Here is a 16,602-nt window from a genome sequence, read left to right as displayed (position 1 = left end):
AGGAAGTCGCTATGTAGCAAAAAATCAATTTATCCGAAAGAGAAATTTAATTGTCTTGGATAAAATTCTCGTGGTGGTCATTTGGTGAAGTAACCATAGCGATATATTATTGGCGAGACCCATGATTTTCCCACAACTTTCGTTCGATTATGATCAGACGTTCAGTCTCATCAATAACATCGAACAGGACATCCCATCGATTTTCTGGAAGATCTCCTTCTTCTAGCCTATCAGGCCATTCGATGATGGAGACTCCATTGCCGTAGATAATTTCTCGCAGTGTGAGAGTTTCCAGATCTGCTGCTCCGCTTATTCTGTAAAGATCGATATGATAAAGCTTCAATATGCCATGGTATTCGTTGATGATAGTAAATGTTGGGCTGGTGATTGGAACCGAAGGGGGAATTCCCAAAGCTTGAGCAATACCTCTTGTGAAGGTCGTTTTCCCCGATCCCAGATCTCCCCATAGGGCTACCACATCACCCGCTTTGAGTGACGATCCAAAGAATCTGCCAAGATTGATTGTTTCTTCTGCTGACTTTGTGATGTATCTTCCTACCGTCATTTCTTATTCCAGGCGTTTAGCAAACATTAACCTGATTTCTTTGTTTCGCTTCTGTTTCTTTAAGGCTGTTCCAGTTCTCTTAGAATTTCCGGAATCGTATCCAGCAAGTCCATAGCGGCAAGACCTCTAGTTCCCCAACCACGCTTTTCTATAACAAGATCTGCGGATGCTCCATGAACAAACACACCAACACAGGCTGCTTCGAAGGGGTCAAGGCCCTGAGCCACAAGAGCCGAAATAAGGCCGGTCAGAATATCACCCATGCCACCAGATGCCATAGACGGATTACCCGTCGTGTTTATGGCGATTCTTCCAGAAGGATCGGCAATAATGGTTCTATGTCCTTTGAGCACAACAACAACTCCAAAGTTTTTAGCAAAGGCTTCTGCTATTCCCAGTCGGTTTATTTGCACCTCAGTTGTGGATATTTCAAGGAGCCTTGCCATTTCCCCAGGGTGAGGGGTGATTATTACGGGAGATAAGGCGTTTTTAAGAATTGGGGTATTTTTGGTGAGAGCGGTGAGAGCATCCGCATCGACAACAACGGTGCAGGGCGATTGAACTATAAGTTGCCGAACAAGTGCTTGTGTCTCGTAATTGAGCGATACTCCAGGCCCGACAGCGAAACACTGTTTGTTTGAAATAAATTCTAAAATTTGGCCAAGGGCATCAAGGGAAACCGTTTGTTCATCTGTTTCTGGAAGAGGGTAGGTCATAGGTTCCGTAAGCTTTACTTCGAGTATCGGGTTCAGACTTTGAGGTATCATGAGGGTTACTAGCCCGGCACCACCTCTTACTGCCGCCATAGCTGACATGGAAGCAGCCCCTGTCTTTCCAGGAGATCCTGCGAGAATAGCCACATGACCAGCTTGTCCTTTATGAATTATAGGTGATCTTGGTTCTATAACATTTGCCATGAATTCTCTGGTAAGGAGGTAACGCGTTACACGGTGGTGTTCCAGAGCTATGCCTGGAATACCAATGTCTATTACTTTTAGTTTGCCGGTATGACGCACTCCAGGCCAGCACACATGCCCGACCTTAGGAAAGCCAAATGTAGCGGTAGCATAGGCATTTACAGCGGTTCCCATTATGTGCCCTGTAGATCCGTCAATTCCTGACGGGATATCTACGGAAAGGATTGGAACTCCCAGAGAATTTATTGTGTCTATAGCTTTTTTGAATATTCCCGTAACTTCACGAGCAATGCCTGTTCCTAGTAAAGCGTCTATTATAGCTGTGCTGTTAGACAGGATGTTCCATTCTTCTGAACTGGTATCGTCAAGAAAATAGATTGGCACTCCAAGTTTTGTAATAATTTCATAATTTGTGAGCGCATCCTGGGAGAAGTATTGAGCTGGTTTTACGCAGAAAACCTTTACATCTGCTCCTTTTCCAGAAAGGATCCTTGCGATGGCTAATCCATCTCCTCCATTGTTTCCGGGACCGGCAACGACTCCAATCCGCCGATTCAAGAGATCTGGCAGGACTTCTTCAAAAAACTGACAGGCGCCTCTAGCGGCATTTTCCATGAGAACTATGCCGGGAATGCCTATTGTCTGGATAGCGAATTTGTCTATTTGAGCCATTTCCTCGGCTGTGAGCAAATACATATTTTAGTCTCCTTCTAAAATAACAACAGCTATGGCATGATCATTGTCATCCGAGAGACTCAGGTGCCAGTGTCGGATATTTTTAGTTTCACACCATTTTCTTAGATCTTCTGAGACCGTAATTTCCGGGCGACCAAGATCATCCGATTTCACTTCAATGGCATGCCATTTAAGTGGTGACCTCATGCCCATTCCGGTTGCCTTCGCAAAAGCTTCTTTGGCAGCAAAACGCATGGCAAGGAATTTCCCCTCTCGTGGACGGTTCCTGGCAGCGAGGATTTCATTTTCTGTGAAGACCTTACGGCGAAAACGATCTCCCCATCTTCTAAGGGCTGCTTCGATTCTGGGGATGTGGACAATATCAACTCCTACTCCTCTGATTGCCATTTTACCGCCATCCTGACAATGGACAAGTAGCCATTAGCCAAATGATCTTTTTACTTATAGTTTAGAAGCCTTACCATGTCTCTTACGGCTTGTTCCATGCCCACGAGAACGGCTCGCGCCACTATAGCGTGTCCTATGCTGAATTCCTCAATCTCGGATATTTCTCTCAGCCACAGCACATTTTCGTAATCTACTCCATGACCTGCGTGGACATTGAGTCCCAACTCTTTAGCAAGTTTTGCCGCATTTCTTAGAATTTCAAATTGCCGCCGTCTTTCTTCAACGGTTTTTGCTTCAGCGAATATACCGGTGTGGAGTTCCACCACATCTGCTCTAACTCTAGATGCTGCCTGAATTTGTTGAACTGCCGGATCTATGAAAAGACTAACTTCTATACCTGCTCGATGAAGTGTTGAAATAGCATCTTGAACTTTTACTTCCTGATCGACCACATTGAGCCCACCTTCTGTAGTGAGTTCCTCCCTTCGCTCAGGGACCAGCGTAACACGGTCGGGCTTTATTCTCGTGGCTATGGCGAGCATTTCTTCCGTGATCGCCATTTCAAGGTTTAGATGGGTCTTAACAGTTTGTCTGAGAAGTTCTAGATCACGGTCTTGAATATGTCGCCGGTCTTCTCTCAGGTGCACCACTATGCCCTGGGCACCTCCAAGTTCTGCAAGGATTGCTGCAGCGATGGGATCCGGATTTTTTGCTTTTCTTGCCTGTCTTAGAGTAGCAACGTGATCAACATTAACTGCCAGGCGAACCATCTTATCTTCCCCCTTTTTTGTGGTAGGGGCGAAAAATTTTTCGCCCCTACAATCATCTCCACCTATGGTTAGCCACAATTTGAACTTATCGTGGCAAATTCAATGTCGTCACTACTGTGGTAGCGCTTCCCTTGTAAGATACCATTTCCAAGACGATGGATCATAACCGAGAGCGGTCAGCAATTCCATAGTTTTTGCGTCCATTAAGGAAGCTTCTTCCGGAGCTTGATGATCGTATCCTATTAAGTGAAGAATACCATGAACCAGCAGGAGATCCAGCACCATCTCAACAGAGCACTTATGATCGTCAGCCATGCAAAAGGCAGTCGGAACAGAAATTACTACGTCTCCAAGCATTTTAAGGCGTTCTTCCCCAGGAAATAAAGCATCTTCCATAGGAAATGCCATTACGTCAGTTGCACTGTCTATTCCGAGATATTGAGCTTTAAGATTCCTTATTGTCGTGTCATCAGTAAGAAGGATGCTGAGTTCTACGCCGTCACAGCCCAAGGCGTCTAAGACATGGTTGGCTACCTTTTTCAGCCTCTCCAGATCGATCCCCCGCTCCGTTTGGTCGTTTTGAATCATCACTTCGTTGTTCATCCTTCGCTCCTTTTCTTGCTTCAGTTGCCTGCTGTTGAGGATATTCAATACGCTTATGATGAATCGCTGCGAGAATCTGATAAAAATGTTTTGCTATTTGATGGAGATCTCGAAGAGTCAGTTCGCAGTCGTCAAGCTGCCCGTCTGTAAAAGCCTGGTTGATGATTTTAGAAACCATCCCCTGAATACGTGCTGGTGTGGGGTTAGGAAGGGATCTGCAAGCGGCTTCGGCCATGTCCGCAAGCATTACCAGTCCTGCTTCTTTTGTTTGAGGTTTGGGACCTGGATAACGATAGTCCTCGATGTTTACCGGAGGGAGTTCAACCCCTTTCTTATGTTGCTTGATCTTACTACGAAGTTCCAGAGCCTTATTGTAAAAATAGGAGATAAGGCTGGTGCCATGATGTTGCTGGATTATATCAATGATAGGACGACCTATTTTATATTGCTTTGCCAGTTCAACACCGTCTTTCACATGTGAAATCAGAATAAGACTACTCATGGACGGAGCAAGCTTTTCATGGCGGTTTTCACAACCAAATTGATTTTCAATGAAATAAAGGGGTTTTTTGATTTTCCCTATATCGTGGTAATAAGCCGCTACTTTAGCCAGAAGCCCTTTAGCTCCTATGGACCTTGCAGCGGCTTCCGCCATAGTACCTACAATCATGCTGTGATGATAGGTGCCGGGCGCCTGAATCATGAGTTCTCTAAGAAGGGGATGATCCATTGAAGCGAGTTCCATAAGGCGCATATCTGTTGTGTAGCCAAGGAGATACTCTACAAGAGGAATAAAGCCGGAAGCTAAAACACCAGAAAGTAGTCCGCTTACAAAAGTAACAACGGCGTATGAAAGGTAAAAGCTCCAGTCTTTTGTGTTTACAATGAGCAAAGACATGAAAATCAGGACGGTTTGGAAAAGTGCTACCCATAGACCTGTGCGTATCGGCTTTATACGATCATGGTATGGATGTAATAGATGGGCGCTTAGAATAGCTCCCATAAAGAAATACATAAACACCCATAAGCTACCACGGCTAAGTAGAGTCACTACGAAACAGAGAGTAAACGAAAGAATATAGGCTAGGGCAACATTGAAAAAAGTGGTGACGATCATTGGCGCAGCCGTAATTGGAATAGCTAAAATTACGAGTTCTAGATCACTGCCGAAAGGAAAAACCTGGGAGCCCAATTTCCCGCCAGAAATTTGCAACTGGAAGTGTGATAACCAAAAAGATATAACTGCGTAAATGGCAATAATAATTGCCAGTAATAATACATCCTTATCACTTAGCTTAAGGGATCCGAAATGTCGCATGCCTATGTTAAAAGGCACAGTAAGCGTTACAGCGCAGAGAATTGTTAGCAGTATGATGAATTCAAATAAAGGTATTTTGGTTTCTGCCAGCGTTTCTGCTCTTTTCCAGTAAAGAACAGTAAAGAGAGCCGTTATAAAGAGAGTAAGTAGAAGAGCTATGAGCCATCGTTTCCAGTAGGGAACAATTCTTTTTTGGGTAATATCAAGCATTTTGTGTGAATAAACGGACGCAATTTTATTGCTCATACCACAAAGAAAACCTTTATTCTGATCGGTGGATGCGGATTTAGCTTTGTCCCTTTATGACTTTCTTTCACCCGTTGCAGAGCTTCTTTCATAAGCCATGATTACATCCTGCACAAGTTTATGTCTTACCACATCTCTATGAGAAAAGAAGATAAATCTTATTCCTTCAATCCCCTGTAGAATTTCCATAGCCTCTATAAGCCCTGAAAGCTTCTCGTCAGGAAGATCGATCTGGGTGATATCGCCCGTAATGACAGCTCGAGAGCCAATGCCGAGGCGGGTGAGAAACATCTTCATTTGTTCTTTTGTTGTATTCTGAGCTTCGTCAAGAATAATAAAAGATTCGTTAAGAGTTCGGCCTCGCATAAACGCCAGAGGAGCGATTTCTATGATCCCTTTTTGTATCAGTCTGGCAGCGTCATCAAAATCCATCATATCGTGTAGAGCGTCGTAAAGAGGTCTGAGGTAAGGATTGACTTTTTCAACAAGATCACCGGGAAGAAAACCTAGCTTTTCTCCAGCTTCCACCGCAGGGCGCACTAGAATAATGCGTCTTACCTCCTGTTTGCTTAGAGCCGCAACAGCCATAGCCATTGCTAAGTAGGTTTTTCCTGTCCCGGCTGGGCCTATCCCGAAAACTATATCGTAATTTCTAATCGCCTCTATGTATTCCTTTTGTTTGGGGCTTTTTGGAGTAACAGACTTGCGATTGGAACCCACAATAATCCTGTCGAAAAAAATATCCCTTAAGCGAGCTTCTCTGTTTTCGCTCAAAATGCGAGACGCATATAGAATATCGGTTGCGTAAACTGGATATCCCCTTTGAATTAAATCAGAAAGCTCTTCGAGAAGGCGGAGAGATATATCAACTTGTGGGGCAATACCTTCGACTAGAAATTGATTTCCCCTTAGGTGAAGTTTTACTCCGAGTTGTTTTTCAATGATCTTTAGGTTGCTGTTACGTTCTCCAGCAAGTTGTCTAACTACTTCTACGTCGTCAAATGTGCAAGATTCTCTTGCAAGTGCTTCGCTTCCACGTTTCAAAGCTTTTCTTTTTTACCCCCGTTTATATATTCCTTTTCCTGATTGTTACCTAATCCAGCTTTTATTCTTATCATGATCTGCTGAATGAGCAAGAGATTTGTTAAATCTAACAGCTTAAAATGTTAATATCTTTTCAGCCTCTTTCACAAGTTCGTAAAGATCGTCCATCCATCCGACAGGACAGGTGGACGAAGCCACAAGACCGTGGGCTTTCATGCATGTGCCTCAGACATAAAAATCTCCCTGAAAGGAGTTTATTTGTTCCATTACGTTGAAAGGCTCTAAAGGCAGTTTTTCGAAAGTCACTGCTTTTCCGAGCATGAAAACGCTTACTTCATCGCCTTTTTTTACACTTACATTTGCAAGTCTCATGGCGTTATACATCGTTTCTGCATCGTCTGTTGAAATAATGAAGAGAATTTTCATCCCTTTACCTCCCGCGTTGTTTGGAGTTGATAACGGTTTGCTGAGTTGCTTACACCTCAACTTTTCAAAGCTAACTTAACTCTTTCTGTAACGCTTCTATTTTACAGTAAAAGCTCCTGTTTGATGGTGTGCTCGTTATGGGATTTCGCACTCCATCATCCGTGAGATTGTTGACATTCCACATAGGATTTACTTCCCCCCAGCCCCATGGGATGCGAATTACTCCTTGAGGCACAACATCGGAAATTCGGGTCTTCATTTTGACTTCACCTTTTGGAGTGGAAACGAGCACTTCCTTTCCTGTTTCTATACCTAGTTTATCCGCATCGGCAGGGTGAATCTCTATAGCTGGTTCAGGATCGAGTTTTCTAAGTGATGGGATCTGAAAGAATTGAGTGTGAGTATAGCAATTTCTTCTTTCGCCACTTATGCCTATTATTGGGTATTGGTCTTTCAGTTCTGAAAAACTTATAGGATCTTCGGGAAAACCACTTTTATAAGGCACTGGATCATAACCTGCGGCTTCCAGTCTCTCTGAAAAAAGCTCTACCTTTCCAGATGGGGTTGGAAAGCCATCGGTGCGATGTTTTTCATAGGTTAGAGCCGAAGCATAGAGCCCCTGGGGGTGTTTTCTCAGTTTTTCCACCGAGAGCCCCGAAGGTTCTAACTGTTCGTCAATCGCTTCTTCTACGTCTTTCCATGGGAAATATTGTCCCAGACCAAGATAATGAGCCAAATCGAAGACAATTTTCCAGTCAGGGCGGCTTTCACCAACCCATGGAATTACCTGATTTTGCAATACCACCAGACTGTTTCTCATTGAAGCCCGGTTCAATTGAGTTTTTTCAAAGCATGTTGTGGCTGGAAGTATCACGTGGGCAAACTCCGAAGTTCTGTTTCGGAAAAGATCGACTACCACCAGAAATTCCAGCCTCTCCAGAGCTGAAGCTACTCTATTTGACTCAGTCATTGTGATTGCCGGGTTTCCCGACTGCACAATAACTGCTTTAATGGGGTAAGGTTTTTCATCAAGGATGGCATCAATAAGGCAGGATTGAGCGTGAAGTCCCCAGGTTGGATGGAATTTACTAAACAAAGGATAGGAAGCTGTGATTGGTTCAACGTCTGAAGGAAGAAGTTCTTTTAGTTGAATATTTTTCAAAGGCACAGGTTGTGGCATGAAATCACCGCCTGGGATGTCAATATTCCCTGTAACCGCTCGCAAAATTGCCACTGCTCTTGTAGCTTGAAACACCTCAAGTTGCATATCAAGACCGTTTCCATCAATGATACATGCAGGTTTTGTTGATGCGTAAATCCGAGCCGATTCACGTATTAGCTTGGCATCAATCCATAGAGTTTTGGAGACTTTTTCAGGGCTGTAACGATCGTCCAGTGCCACGCCACAAAGTTCATCAAAGCCAATGCAGTAAGATTCTATAAAAGCCTCGTCGTAAAGACCCTGCTTGATGATTTCGTGTAGCATGGACATGGCAAGGAGTCCATCGTAGCCAGGTCTTATCTGAAGCCAGATATCAGCTTGTTTGGCAAAAAAAGTCCTGACTGGATCCACCACAATGAGCTTTGCTCCTCGCTCCTTTGCAAAAATAATGGCTTCAGCCATAGCTGGAGCAGTGTTTTTGTCATTTTTTCCCCAGACCACAATACACTTTGAATCTTTTGCCATGGGAACCGTCATCGCTCCGTAGGTGTATGTGTGAGCCATTTCTCTGGCAACATGACATACTGAACCGTTTCCTATAGCGTTTGGGGAACCGAAGGCACTCATGAGTCGGTTTGCGTAGTCCCATGGGGCACCCCAATCGGCAGCCATGCCCCTAAGCCACGCAACAGCCTTTGCTCCATTAAAATCTTTGATTTTTTGAAGTTTTTCGGCTGCAAAGGATAAAGCATCTTCCCAGGAAGCTTCCCGAAATTCTTCATTTCTATTTTTTCGGATTAGCGGTTTTAGTAGGCGACTTTTTGAATAAACAATTTCAGTAGAAGCTTTCAGTTTAGGGCATACTAGACGCTTATGTGGAGGAATAAAAGAAAGCCTTTCCGCTCCCACCAGTCTGTTTTCTTCTATTTTTACTTCAATGGGACAGCAAGCTGAGCAGAGTCTACACACTGTATATTTTACCATGTTTTTTCTCCTGACTTTTTATTTATCTAGCTGCCTTTATAAAAAGGCTACGGATCAATTCGAAATGGTTTCGGTGATTTCTTAACTTCCACCACACATGTCCTCTGTAGATTATTCTCCATGGTGGGAATAAAAAAGTTTCTCTTGAGTTAAGAATTTTTATAATATTTTCAATTCCATAGCCTGAAAAGGCACCGTTTTCTTTGCCTCCCAGCCATTCGTCAACGGGTGAGGCCTCTGGAGACCATGAGAAAGGATCCGATATAAGGCACTGGGCTCCGCTTTTTCGGGAAACTCTGTCCATTTCCTTTATGTGTCTTAATGGGCTTGGGACTTTGTCAATAACATTCAGAGAAGAAACCTGAGAAGCAACTCCAGACTTAAATGGAAGGTTAAGGGCATCGGCTACGATAAACTCAACTTTTTCTGGATGCCACGATGATGGAAGAGAAAATTCTTGTTCTCGGGCGATTAATCCTTCTTCAAAGAGCTTGGCCTTTAGGCTTCCTTCTTTTGCTATCTTACGAGCTGTTTTGATAAAAAGAAGTGAAAGATCAATTCCGACCACCATATCGCTTTTTGTGCTCATTTCCAGTGAAAATCGTCCCACCGCGCATCCAATATCAAGGGCTAGTCCTCGGGATTCGTCCACAACATCAACCCATGTCTGATAAGCATCTATGTGCTCTTCTTCTCCCATAAGATTCCCGTAATGTCCCCAAAGGTATGATGAGAGAGATTGAGGAGTTTCATATTTATTGCCCGGAAGAGGTATCTGTTCCGGGGTTATATTTAGTAAAGCGACGCCATCACAGATAGGAAAGACTTTGCGACAGTTGGGACATAAAAGCTCTCCAGAGATAATATCGTTTCCATCTCGATGCTTTATTCTCTCATGGAGAGAGTATTCTTCAGGAAGGCAGGAAGGACAAATCAAAAATTCGATTACAAAATCTTTCATAATGTTTTTTATCCTCCTAGATTAGATGAGGATCAACCTTATTCCGTGAACATGGATGTTGTGATAGTGGTATAGGTTAGTTAGCTTTTTCGAATTACATCCCACGTAAGTTGTTGTCGGCAGGTGATACAGAGATCAAGTTCAAAAAGAGGCTGATTCATTCTTCGGGAGATGAAATCTAGCATGCGTTCTGGAGCAGTTGGAATGCCACAGCGTCGGCATGGAGTCAACCTGAAGACTATTTCTTGAGAAGGTATGGGGTTTTCTATAACCTTTATGGCTTCAGTAGGGCAGACATCTTTGCAACTTTCGCATTCCTCTGGACAAAAACCAGATACAATAATTTTTCTAAATTCTTTTGTTTCTTCAAGTCGTGCAATTCCACGCTCGCAGACATTCGAACAAGCGTAACATCCTATACATAAATCTGGACTGATAAAAATCCCCTTCACGGTAGTGCCTCTTCTAAACAGTTTTATCAATTAACAGGTAGGTTTCGTAAGCTTTTATTCGTTTTGAGTATAAAATTCCTGAGATATCTTTTCTGTATTCGATCGCTCCAGAAGGACATGTGGCGGCACAGGCAGGACAAACTTTTTCCGCCCCGGCTTTTTCAATGCATCCATCACATTTATGAACCAGAAGATTCTGGCACTCCCTGGAGAGATCTTGTTTACTCAAAAAGCGACCCAGCAAAGACTCCTTATGATTAGTTACATCCCTGGATTCTATTTTACGGATTATCATTGTCGTCATTATGGCTCCAAATGGGCAGGCAAGAACGCAAATACCACAATTGGTGCAAAGTTCTCTTCTTAGGAGAACTCTACCATCCTGCATTTCGAGAGCATTTCTGTAGCAGGAGATAATACAGGGGGGGACTTCACAGTGGCGACAAAAAACCGGAGCACCACGAAGCTGTATGTTTCCAATTCCCCCGTGAGTCTGTTCGCAAGCTATCTCGCAAGCATGGCATCCAATACAGCGCTCAGGCTTTATGATAACTTTCCAACCCGCCATGTTGTGTTATTGCTCCTTCTTAATTAGTTGGCATTGAGCATCTTTGAAAGAGGGAATCCGGGCAATAGGATCCAGATCCCTTGTGGTCAGTTTATTAGCTTCAGGAAAATGAAATGGCATAAAAACGCTTCCCTGTCTGACTGAAGAACTAATTTTCGCTACAGCTTCAACGGTTCCGCTGGAAGTTTTTACCAATACAATGTTTCCGTCCTTAACATCGAGCTTACTCGCATCATAAGGGTGTAATGTTACTTCAAGTTTTGAACTGTAGCGCATCAGTGATGGAAGCCTTCTTGTGAATGATCCAGAATTATAATGAACAACGACTCGTCCTGTTATAAGTGCGAATTGTTCGTGGGATTTTAAGTCTTCAAAGTCACCGTCCGGAACAGTGAATAGAGCACGTCCGTTTTCTCGATGAAACTTTTCAGAATAGAGAATGGGTGTTCCCTCATGATGTTCGTTCAAACATGGCCAGATAAGTCCTTCCCTGGACGTTTCTATGCGTTCAGGGGTGACACCACCATAAAACGGAACCACTCGATTGATTTCTCTTAGCACATCCTGAGGTTGCGGTATTGTTTCCCAAAGTCCAAGTAACTTGCCGAGGTTTCCGATGATCCACAAATCTGGTTTTGCTTCACCCGGTGGATCCAGAGCCTTCGGCGACCATTGAATTCTACGTTCTGTGTTGGTGTAACTTCCTGACTTTTCCGCCCACATTGCTGCGGGAAGAACGATGTGAGCAAAGCCTGCTGTTTCGGTCATGAAAGGATCCTGCACAACCAGAATGTCTAGCTTTGACAGAGCTTTTTCGGTTTCTGATGCTGAAGGATCCGACACAATGGGATTTTCTCCCATCACGAACAGAGCTTTTATTTTGTTGTCTAGGATAGCATTAATGATTTCCGTGACACTTAATCCACCGGATGGAAGATCATCACATCCCCACTGCTTTGCTATGATGCGCCTTTTTTCCGAATCGTCAGCTCGAACATAACCGGGAAGAAATTCCGCAAGAGCACCCATATCCGATGCACCCTGGACATTATTCTGTCCTCGTAGTGGAAATAGACCCGTTCCGGGTCTTCCAATCTGCCCGCATAAAAGAGCCAAGTTTGCGCAGGATGCGGCATAGGCTGTTCCGTTGCGATGTTGAGTGATTCCCATGCAGTAGATTATAGCGGATGCGGAAGATGCAGCATATTTACGAGCAGCTATCACAATATCACCTGCTGGCACTCCCACCTGTTCGGCTGCCTTAGTAACATCGATTTTTTGAAGCTTTGCCTTAAGATTTTCAAAACCTTCGGTTCGAGATGCAATAAAATCGTAGTTTGCTAGCCCTTCGCGAAGAATTTGTGCCATGATAGCATTTAGGAGTATTCCATCTGTTCCCGGTTTGATCATAAGATGAAGATGAGCTATCTCGGTTGTTGGAGTTTTCCGAGGATCGACTGCTATTATGAAGGCTCCACGATCTTTTGCATTCCATACCCAACGCGATACCACCGGGTGGTTTTCGGAAAAGTTGGAGCCGATTATCAGGATACATCGAGAGTTTTCCAGATCTGCTATTGGGTTGGTCATAGCGCCTGATCCGAAAGCTCGACTAAGTGCTACAATAGATGGAGCGTGGCAGAGTCTAGCGCAGTGATCTACGTGGGGAGAACCGAAAAGGCGGGCTAGTTTTTGAAATAAGTAGTTTTCTTCGTTAGAAGCCTTGGCTGATGCTAAAAAACCAACAGCATCTGCGCCAAAGTCTGATCGTATTTGACGGAGCTTTTCGGCAATAAATTTTAGAGCTTCATCCCAGCTAATGCGACGTATTGTTCCGTTGGGTTTTCGAATAACAGGAAAGGTGAGCCGTTCGGGATGGTTAATAAGTTCGACGGCTGAAATCCCTTTGGGGCAAAGAGCCCCTAGTGACACTGGATGGTCAGGATCATACTCTATGCTTGTCGTTTTTCCATTTTCTACAATGAGGTTCAATCTGCATCCAGCGCCGCAGTAAGGGCATATAACAGAGACCTTACGCGAGCTTCCTGTCATAAAGCTTATCCGTGAAGTATCTGAGAAATAGCTTCACGCCGAACAAGTTTCGCAAATTCCTGTTCTTCAGCAAAAACCAGAGCCTTTGTCGGGCAGGCTTGGACACAGGCTGGTTCGGCCCTTTCCGGACATCTGTCACATTTTATTGCAATTCGTCGTTCTTCTTCTCGATTTATAACCCCGTAAGGGCATACCATAGCACAGAGCCAGCATCCGATGCAGCGGTCTGGATTGTGAGTTACTATGTTAGTTATAGGATCCTGGCTTAAAGCACTAGTCCTGCAAGCTCGCACACATGGAGCATCTTCACAGTGGCGGCACAGAAAAGGCACTTTCCGATCTTTGATCTGTTCAACATATAGTCTTCTTCTTGGTCGAGGAATTTCAGAAATTGCTTCTAACAGATTTTTAGATCGGGAATGCTCTACAGCGCAGGCTAACTCACAGGAACGACATCCTACACAACGATCTATACGAACAAAAATCTCTTTCATTTTTCTCTCCTTCGCTAAACTTTTACGGGTTATCGTTTGCGAAGACTTTGTTTTCTTATACTCTGAAAGCTTTAAGGCGGTCAAGGTATAACAGAGAACGCTGCAAAATTCCCTTATGTAGGAGTATTGGGGTGGTCGTAGGGCTGTCCATACAATGTCTTTCTGACATTGTAAGACTTGTTGGGAGAGAGTGTTTTCAGCTTTTCCCTATTTTAAGTCAAGGGACAGGTGATGGTGTTCTAAAACTTCCATTATGGGGTGGCGAAACATAGAAAAGGCAGGGACGAAACTCAGCTTGGAAGACCTTTCCAGACTCAGGTAGCTAAAAACGACCTCAATATATGATTCACCACATAGAATTCTATTACGGAGTTTTTAGAACACCCTCAGGGGCAGTTTCAAACGTGCTCTATGATAAAGTTGATACTCACGAGATTTTTAGAGTGCTCTTTATTGGACTTGAACTTTTATGCTTTAGAGTATAATTTCAAAGTAAAACTCATTTTGAAACAGGAGGAAATGATCACATGCCAGTAAGTGTTAGTTTCATTAAAGAACTGGATACGGTAGATCCTAAACTACGTAGAGTTCTTATTACAATGCTGGAGGAACTTGAAAGGCAGAGGGAGGAGTCTGTCACAAAAAAAGAATTTATCGATCTTAAGGAAATTGTGCGTGAACTTGGCAAGACAGTTCAAGATCTTGCAGTTGCACAAAAGCGCACCGAAGAAAGAGTAAATGAGCTGGCGGAGGCTCAGAAACGGACTGAGCAGCGGCTTGAATCTTTAGCGACAAGGGTAGAGGAGCTAGCGGAAGCCCAGAAACGGACTGAGGAACGGCTTGAATCTCTAGCGAAAAGAGTAGATGAACTGGCGGAGGCTCAAAAAAGGACTGAGGAGCGACTTGAATCTCTGGCGAAAAGGGTGGATGAGCTGGCAGAGGCTCAGAAACGGACTGAGCAAAGATTGAATGAGCTTGCAGAAGCTCAAAGAAAAACGGAAATTGAAGTTGCAAAGCTTGCTTCGTCCGTTGACGTTCTTCGACATCAAGTCGGAGGTCTTTCAAGAAGTATGGCATTTGCTTTAGAAAATGAGGCATACCGTAAGCTACCGGAGTTTCTGAAAGTAAATTACGGAATAGAAGTAACAGACCGTCTTATTCGCACTCATATTGGCGATTCGGAAATAAACGTTTTTGGTAAGGCTATTCGCGAAGGTAAAGAAGTCTATCTCGTCGGGGATGCTGTGTTGAAACTTGACGATATATCTAAAATTTCTCAGGTGTGGGATCAAGTTGAATCAGTGAAGCAGGAGTTTGGCGGAGAAGTCGTCCCTATAATAATAACGCACTTTGCGAAACCAAATGTTATGGAGAGGGCAAGACAGGCAGGTATCATTGTGGTTCAGAGTTTTGAGTGGTAATAAAAAGCATCAAGGGATTTTTTTCTGGCTTATTCAAATGAGTTTTCTGATATTTTTTGCCAAAATAATTAAATGATTCGGTAGCTTGGTTTATTTAGACGGTCGGATTTGAATGCCAAAATTCTTTATTTTTCTAAAAAGAGTTGATCTGTGAATTCCGAGAGCCTTAGCCGCAGCCTGGCGGTTATAGTTGTGACGTTGAAGAGCCTCCTCAATCATGGTGGCTTCTATTGTGCGAGATGCAAGTTTTAGCTTTGTGCTCTTTCTTCCTATTTGAGATTTGGTAGTGATTTCAGGGGGCAGTTGGGATGTATCTATCATGTCTCCGTTGCACAGCACACAAGCTCTCTCGATAACATTTTCAAGTTCTCTTATATTGCCAGGCCAATCGTAGCCCATGAGCATGGACAAAGCTTCAGATGTGATGGATTTTATGGATTTTTTTTCGATACGGTTGAACTTTTTAATGAATTCATCTACCAGAAGGGGTATATCTTCTTTCCTGCGTCTAAGCGGTGGAAGTTCTATGCGAACCACATTGATTCTGTAATAAAGATCTTCTCGGAATAACCCATTTCTAACCAGGTCGGCTAAATCCTTATTGGTGGCGGTGATTATGCGAACATCAACTTTTTCGGGCTTTGTCGCTCCTAAGGGTTCATAAGTTCGATCCTGGAGAACTCTTAGAAGTTTTGCCTGCATCGCAGGGCTCATTTCCGCAATTTCATCTAGGAATATTGTTCCACCGTCAGCTAGAGCAAACCTCCCTGGTTTGTTTTTCGTTGCCCCGGTGAAAGCGCCAGCTCGGTAACCGAAAAGTTCTGACTCAAGAAGAGTTTCGGGCAAAGCCCCGCAGTTTACGATCACGAAAGGTTTATCCTTTCTGGGACTCAGTTCATGTATTGTCCGGGCGATGAGGCTCTTACCTGTACCGGTTTCGCCAAGTATCAACACTGTGCTTTGGCTTTGAGCTATGGGCGGTAGAACTTCAAATACTTTTTGCATCAGAGGACTTCGACTCACAATGTTTCCAATGGAAAGCTTACCGGTTAGCTGGGTTCTTAAAGATTCAATTTCGCTAAGATCTCTGAATGTTTCTGCTCCGCCTACAATTTCACCATGTTCATCGTTAAGAACCGCTGTTGAAATGCTTACCGGGATGCGTTCTCCCGCGGCGTTTATGATGTAACCGGTTTTGCCTATTATGGGCTTCCCTGTTTTTAGAGTTTCACGAAGGGCGCATCCTTCCTCACACATGTTGGACCTAAATACATCCCAGCAGAAACGCCCAAGAGCTTCTTTCCGTGGAACGCCTGTTATTTCCTCCGCTGCACGGTTGAAGTATGTTATGCGCCAAGATGGATCAACCGTAAAAACTCCATCTGAGATACTTTCCAAAATCACTTCGGTTTGCACAGGCATTTGACTTCTTAAAACCTTTCTCTTCATAGTGGTAGCGAAAAATTTTTATTTATGTCCCTACTATTTATCAACAGGTCTGCTTTAGCAAAAAACTCTACCATTGCTTCAAAATAT

16 protein-coding genes are annotated in these 16,602 nt (G+C 43.7%); 1 reads left to right on the top strand and 15 read right to left on the bottom strand.

Going from position 1 to position 16,602, the window contains the following annotated elements; translation table 11 throughout:
- Positions 1 to 106 precede the first annotated feature (106 nt).
- From tsaE to WHS38_10655, 14 genes are all read right to left on the bottom strand, one after another.
- The gene (gene tsaE / locus WHS38_10720) at positions 107 to 565 is read right to left on the bottom strand and encodes a tRNA (adenosine(37)-N6)-threonylcarbamoyltransferase complex ATPase subunit type 1 TsaE (protein MEJ5301449.1); all 459 of its coding nucleotides are present in this window, start codon (positions 563 to 565) and stop codon (positions 107 to 109) included.
- A 59-nt stretch (positions 566 to 624) separates the two neighbouring features.
- Positions 625 to 2,178, bottom strand: a complete 1,554-nt coding sequence (locus WHS38_10715) for an NAD(P)H-hydrate dehydratase (GenBank protein MEJ5301448.1) — start codon at positions 2,176 to 2,178, stop codon at positions 625 to 627.
- 3 nt (positions 2,179 to 2,181) lie between these two features.
- Positions 2,182 to 2,565, bottom strand: coding sequence for a holo-ACP synthase (acpS, locus tag WHS38_10710; protein MEJ5301447.1), 384 nt, complete (start codon positions 2,563 to 2,565; stop codon positions 2,182 to 2,184).
- Positions 2,566 to 2,615: 50 nt separating this feature from the next.
- Positions 2,616 to 3,335 (bottom strand): pyridoxine 5'-phosphate synthase, encoded by a 720-nt coding sequence (locus WHS38_10705; protein ID MEJ5301446.1) that lies wholly within the window; start codon positions 3,333 to 3,335, stop codon positions 2,616 to 2,618.
- A gap of 111 nt (positions 3,336 to 3,446) precedes the next feature.
- Complete coding sequence (ybeY, locus tag WHS38_10700) at positions 3,447 to 3,938, bottom strand: rRNA maturation RNase YbeY (protein MEJ5301445.1); 492 nt, start codon at positions 3,936 to 3,938, stop codon at positions 3,447 to 3,449.
- Positions 3,835 to 5,502, bottom strand: a complete 1,668-nt coding sequence (locus WHS38_10695; protein ID MEJ5301444.1) for an HDIG domain-containing metalloprotein — start codon at positions 5,500 to 5,502, stop codon at positions 3,835 to 3,837. Before WHS38_10695 ends, ybeY begins: the two co-directional genes overlap by 104 nt.
- Positions 5,503 to 5,556: 54 nt before the next feature.
- Positions 5,557 to 6,546 carry a PhoH family protein gene (locus tag WHS38_10690; protein MEJ5301443.1) on the bottom strand — a complete coding sequence of 330 codons (990 nt, stop codon included), beginning with the start codon at positions 6,544 to 6,546 and terminating at the stop codon, positions 5,557 to 5,559.
- 114 nt (positions 6,547 to 6,660) lie between these two features.
- A complete protein-coding gene (locus WHS38_10685) occupies positions 6,661 to 6,972 on the bottom strand; it encodes a DsrE family protein (GenBank protein ID MEJ5301442.1) in 312 nt (103 codons plus the stop codon).
- 70 nt (positions 6,973 to 7,042) lie between these two features.
- Complete coding sequence (locus tag WHS38_10680) at positions 7,043 to 9,118, bottom strand: molybdopterin-dependent oxidoreductase (GenBank protein MEJ5301441.1); 2,076 nt, start codon at positions 9,116 to 9,118, stop codon at positions 7,043 to 7,045.
- Positions 9,119 to 9,140: 22 nt separating this feature from the next.
- Positions 9,141 to 10,079, bottom strand: coding sequence for a methyltransferase domain-containing protein (locus WHS38_10675; protein MEJ5301440.1), 939 nt, complete (start codon positions 10,077 to 10,079; stop codon positions 9,141 to 9,143).
- An 80-nt stretch (positions 10,080 to 10,159) separates the two neighbouring features.
- A complete protein-coding gene (locus tag WHS38_10670; GenBank protein ID MEJ5301439.1) occupies positions 10,160 to 10,531 on the bottom strand; it encodes a 4Fe-4S binding protein in 372 nt (123 codons plus the stop codon).
- Between the two features lie 13 nt (positions 10,532 to 10,544).
- Positions 10,545 to 11,099, bottom strand: coding sequence for a 4Fe-4S binding protein (locus tag WHS38_10665; protein MEJ5301438.1), 555 nt, complete (start codon positions 11,097 to 11,099; stop codon positions 10,545 to 10,547).
- Between the two features lie 6 nt (positions 11,100 to 11,105).
- Positions 11,106 to 13,151, bottom strand: coding sequence for a formate dehydrogenase subunit alpha (gene fdhF / locus WHS38_10660; protein MEJ5301437.1), 2,046 nt, complete (start codon positions 13,149 to 13,151; stop codon positions 11,106 to 11,108).
- Between the two features lie 5 nt (positions 13,152 to 13,156).
- Positions 13,157 to 13,645, bottom strand: a complete 489-nt coding sequence (locus WHS38_10655) for a 4Fe-4S dicluster domain-containing protein (GenBank protein ID MEJ5301436.1) — start codon at positions 13,643 to 13,645, stop codon at positions 13,157 to 13,159.
- Positions 13,646 to 14,172: 527 nt separating this feature from the next.
- Here WHS38_10655 and WHS38_10650 point away from each other — a divergent pair.
- Positions 14,173 to 15,066 (top strand): hypothetical protein, encoded by an 894-nt coding sequence (locus tag WHS38_10650; protein MEJ5301435.1) that lies wholly within the window; start codon positions 14,173 to 14,175, stop codon positions 15,064 to 15,066.
- A 90-nt stretch (positions 15,067 to 15,156) separates the two neighbouring features.
- On the opposite strand, the gene WHS38_10645 is transcribed toward WHS38_10650, so the two are convergent.
- Complete coding sequence (locus WHS38_10645; GenBank protein ID MEJ5301434.1) at positions 15,157 to 16,488, bottom strand: sigma 54-interacting transcriptional regulator; 1,332 nt, start codon at positions 16,486 to 16,488, stop codon at positions 15,157 to 15,159.
- Positions 16,489 to 16,602: the final 114 nt, after the last annotated feature.

The organism is Thermodesulforhabdaceae bacterium (genome assembly GCA_037482015.1).
Taxonomy (GTDB): domain Bacteria; phylum Desulfobacterota; class Syntrophobacteria; order Syntrophobacterales; family Thermodesulforhabdaceae; genus JAOACS01.
This window is presented reverse-complemented; position numbering and strand designations above follow the sequence as displayed.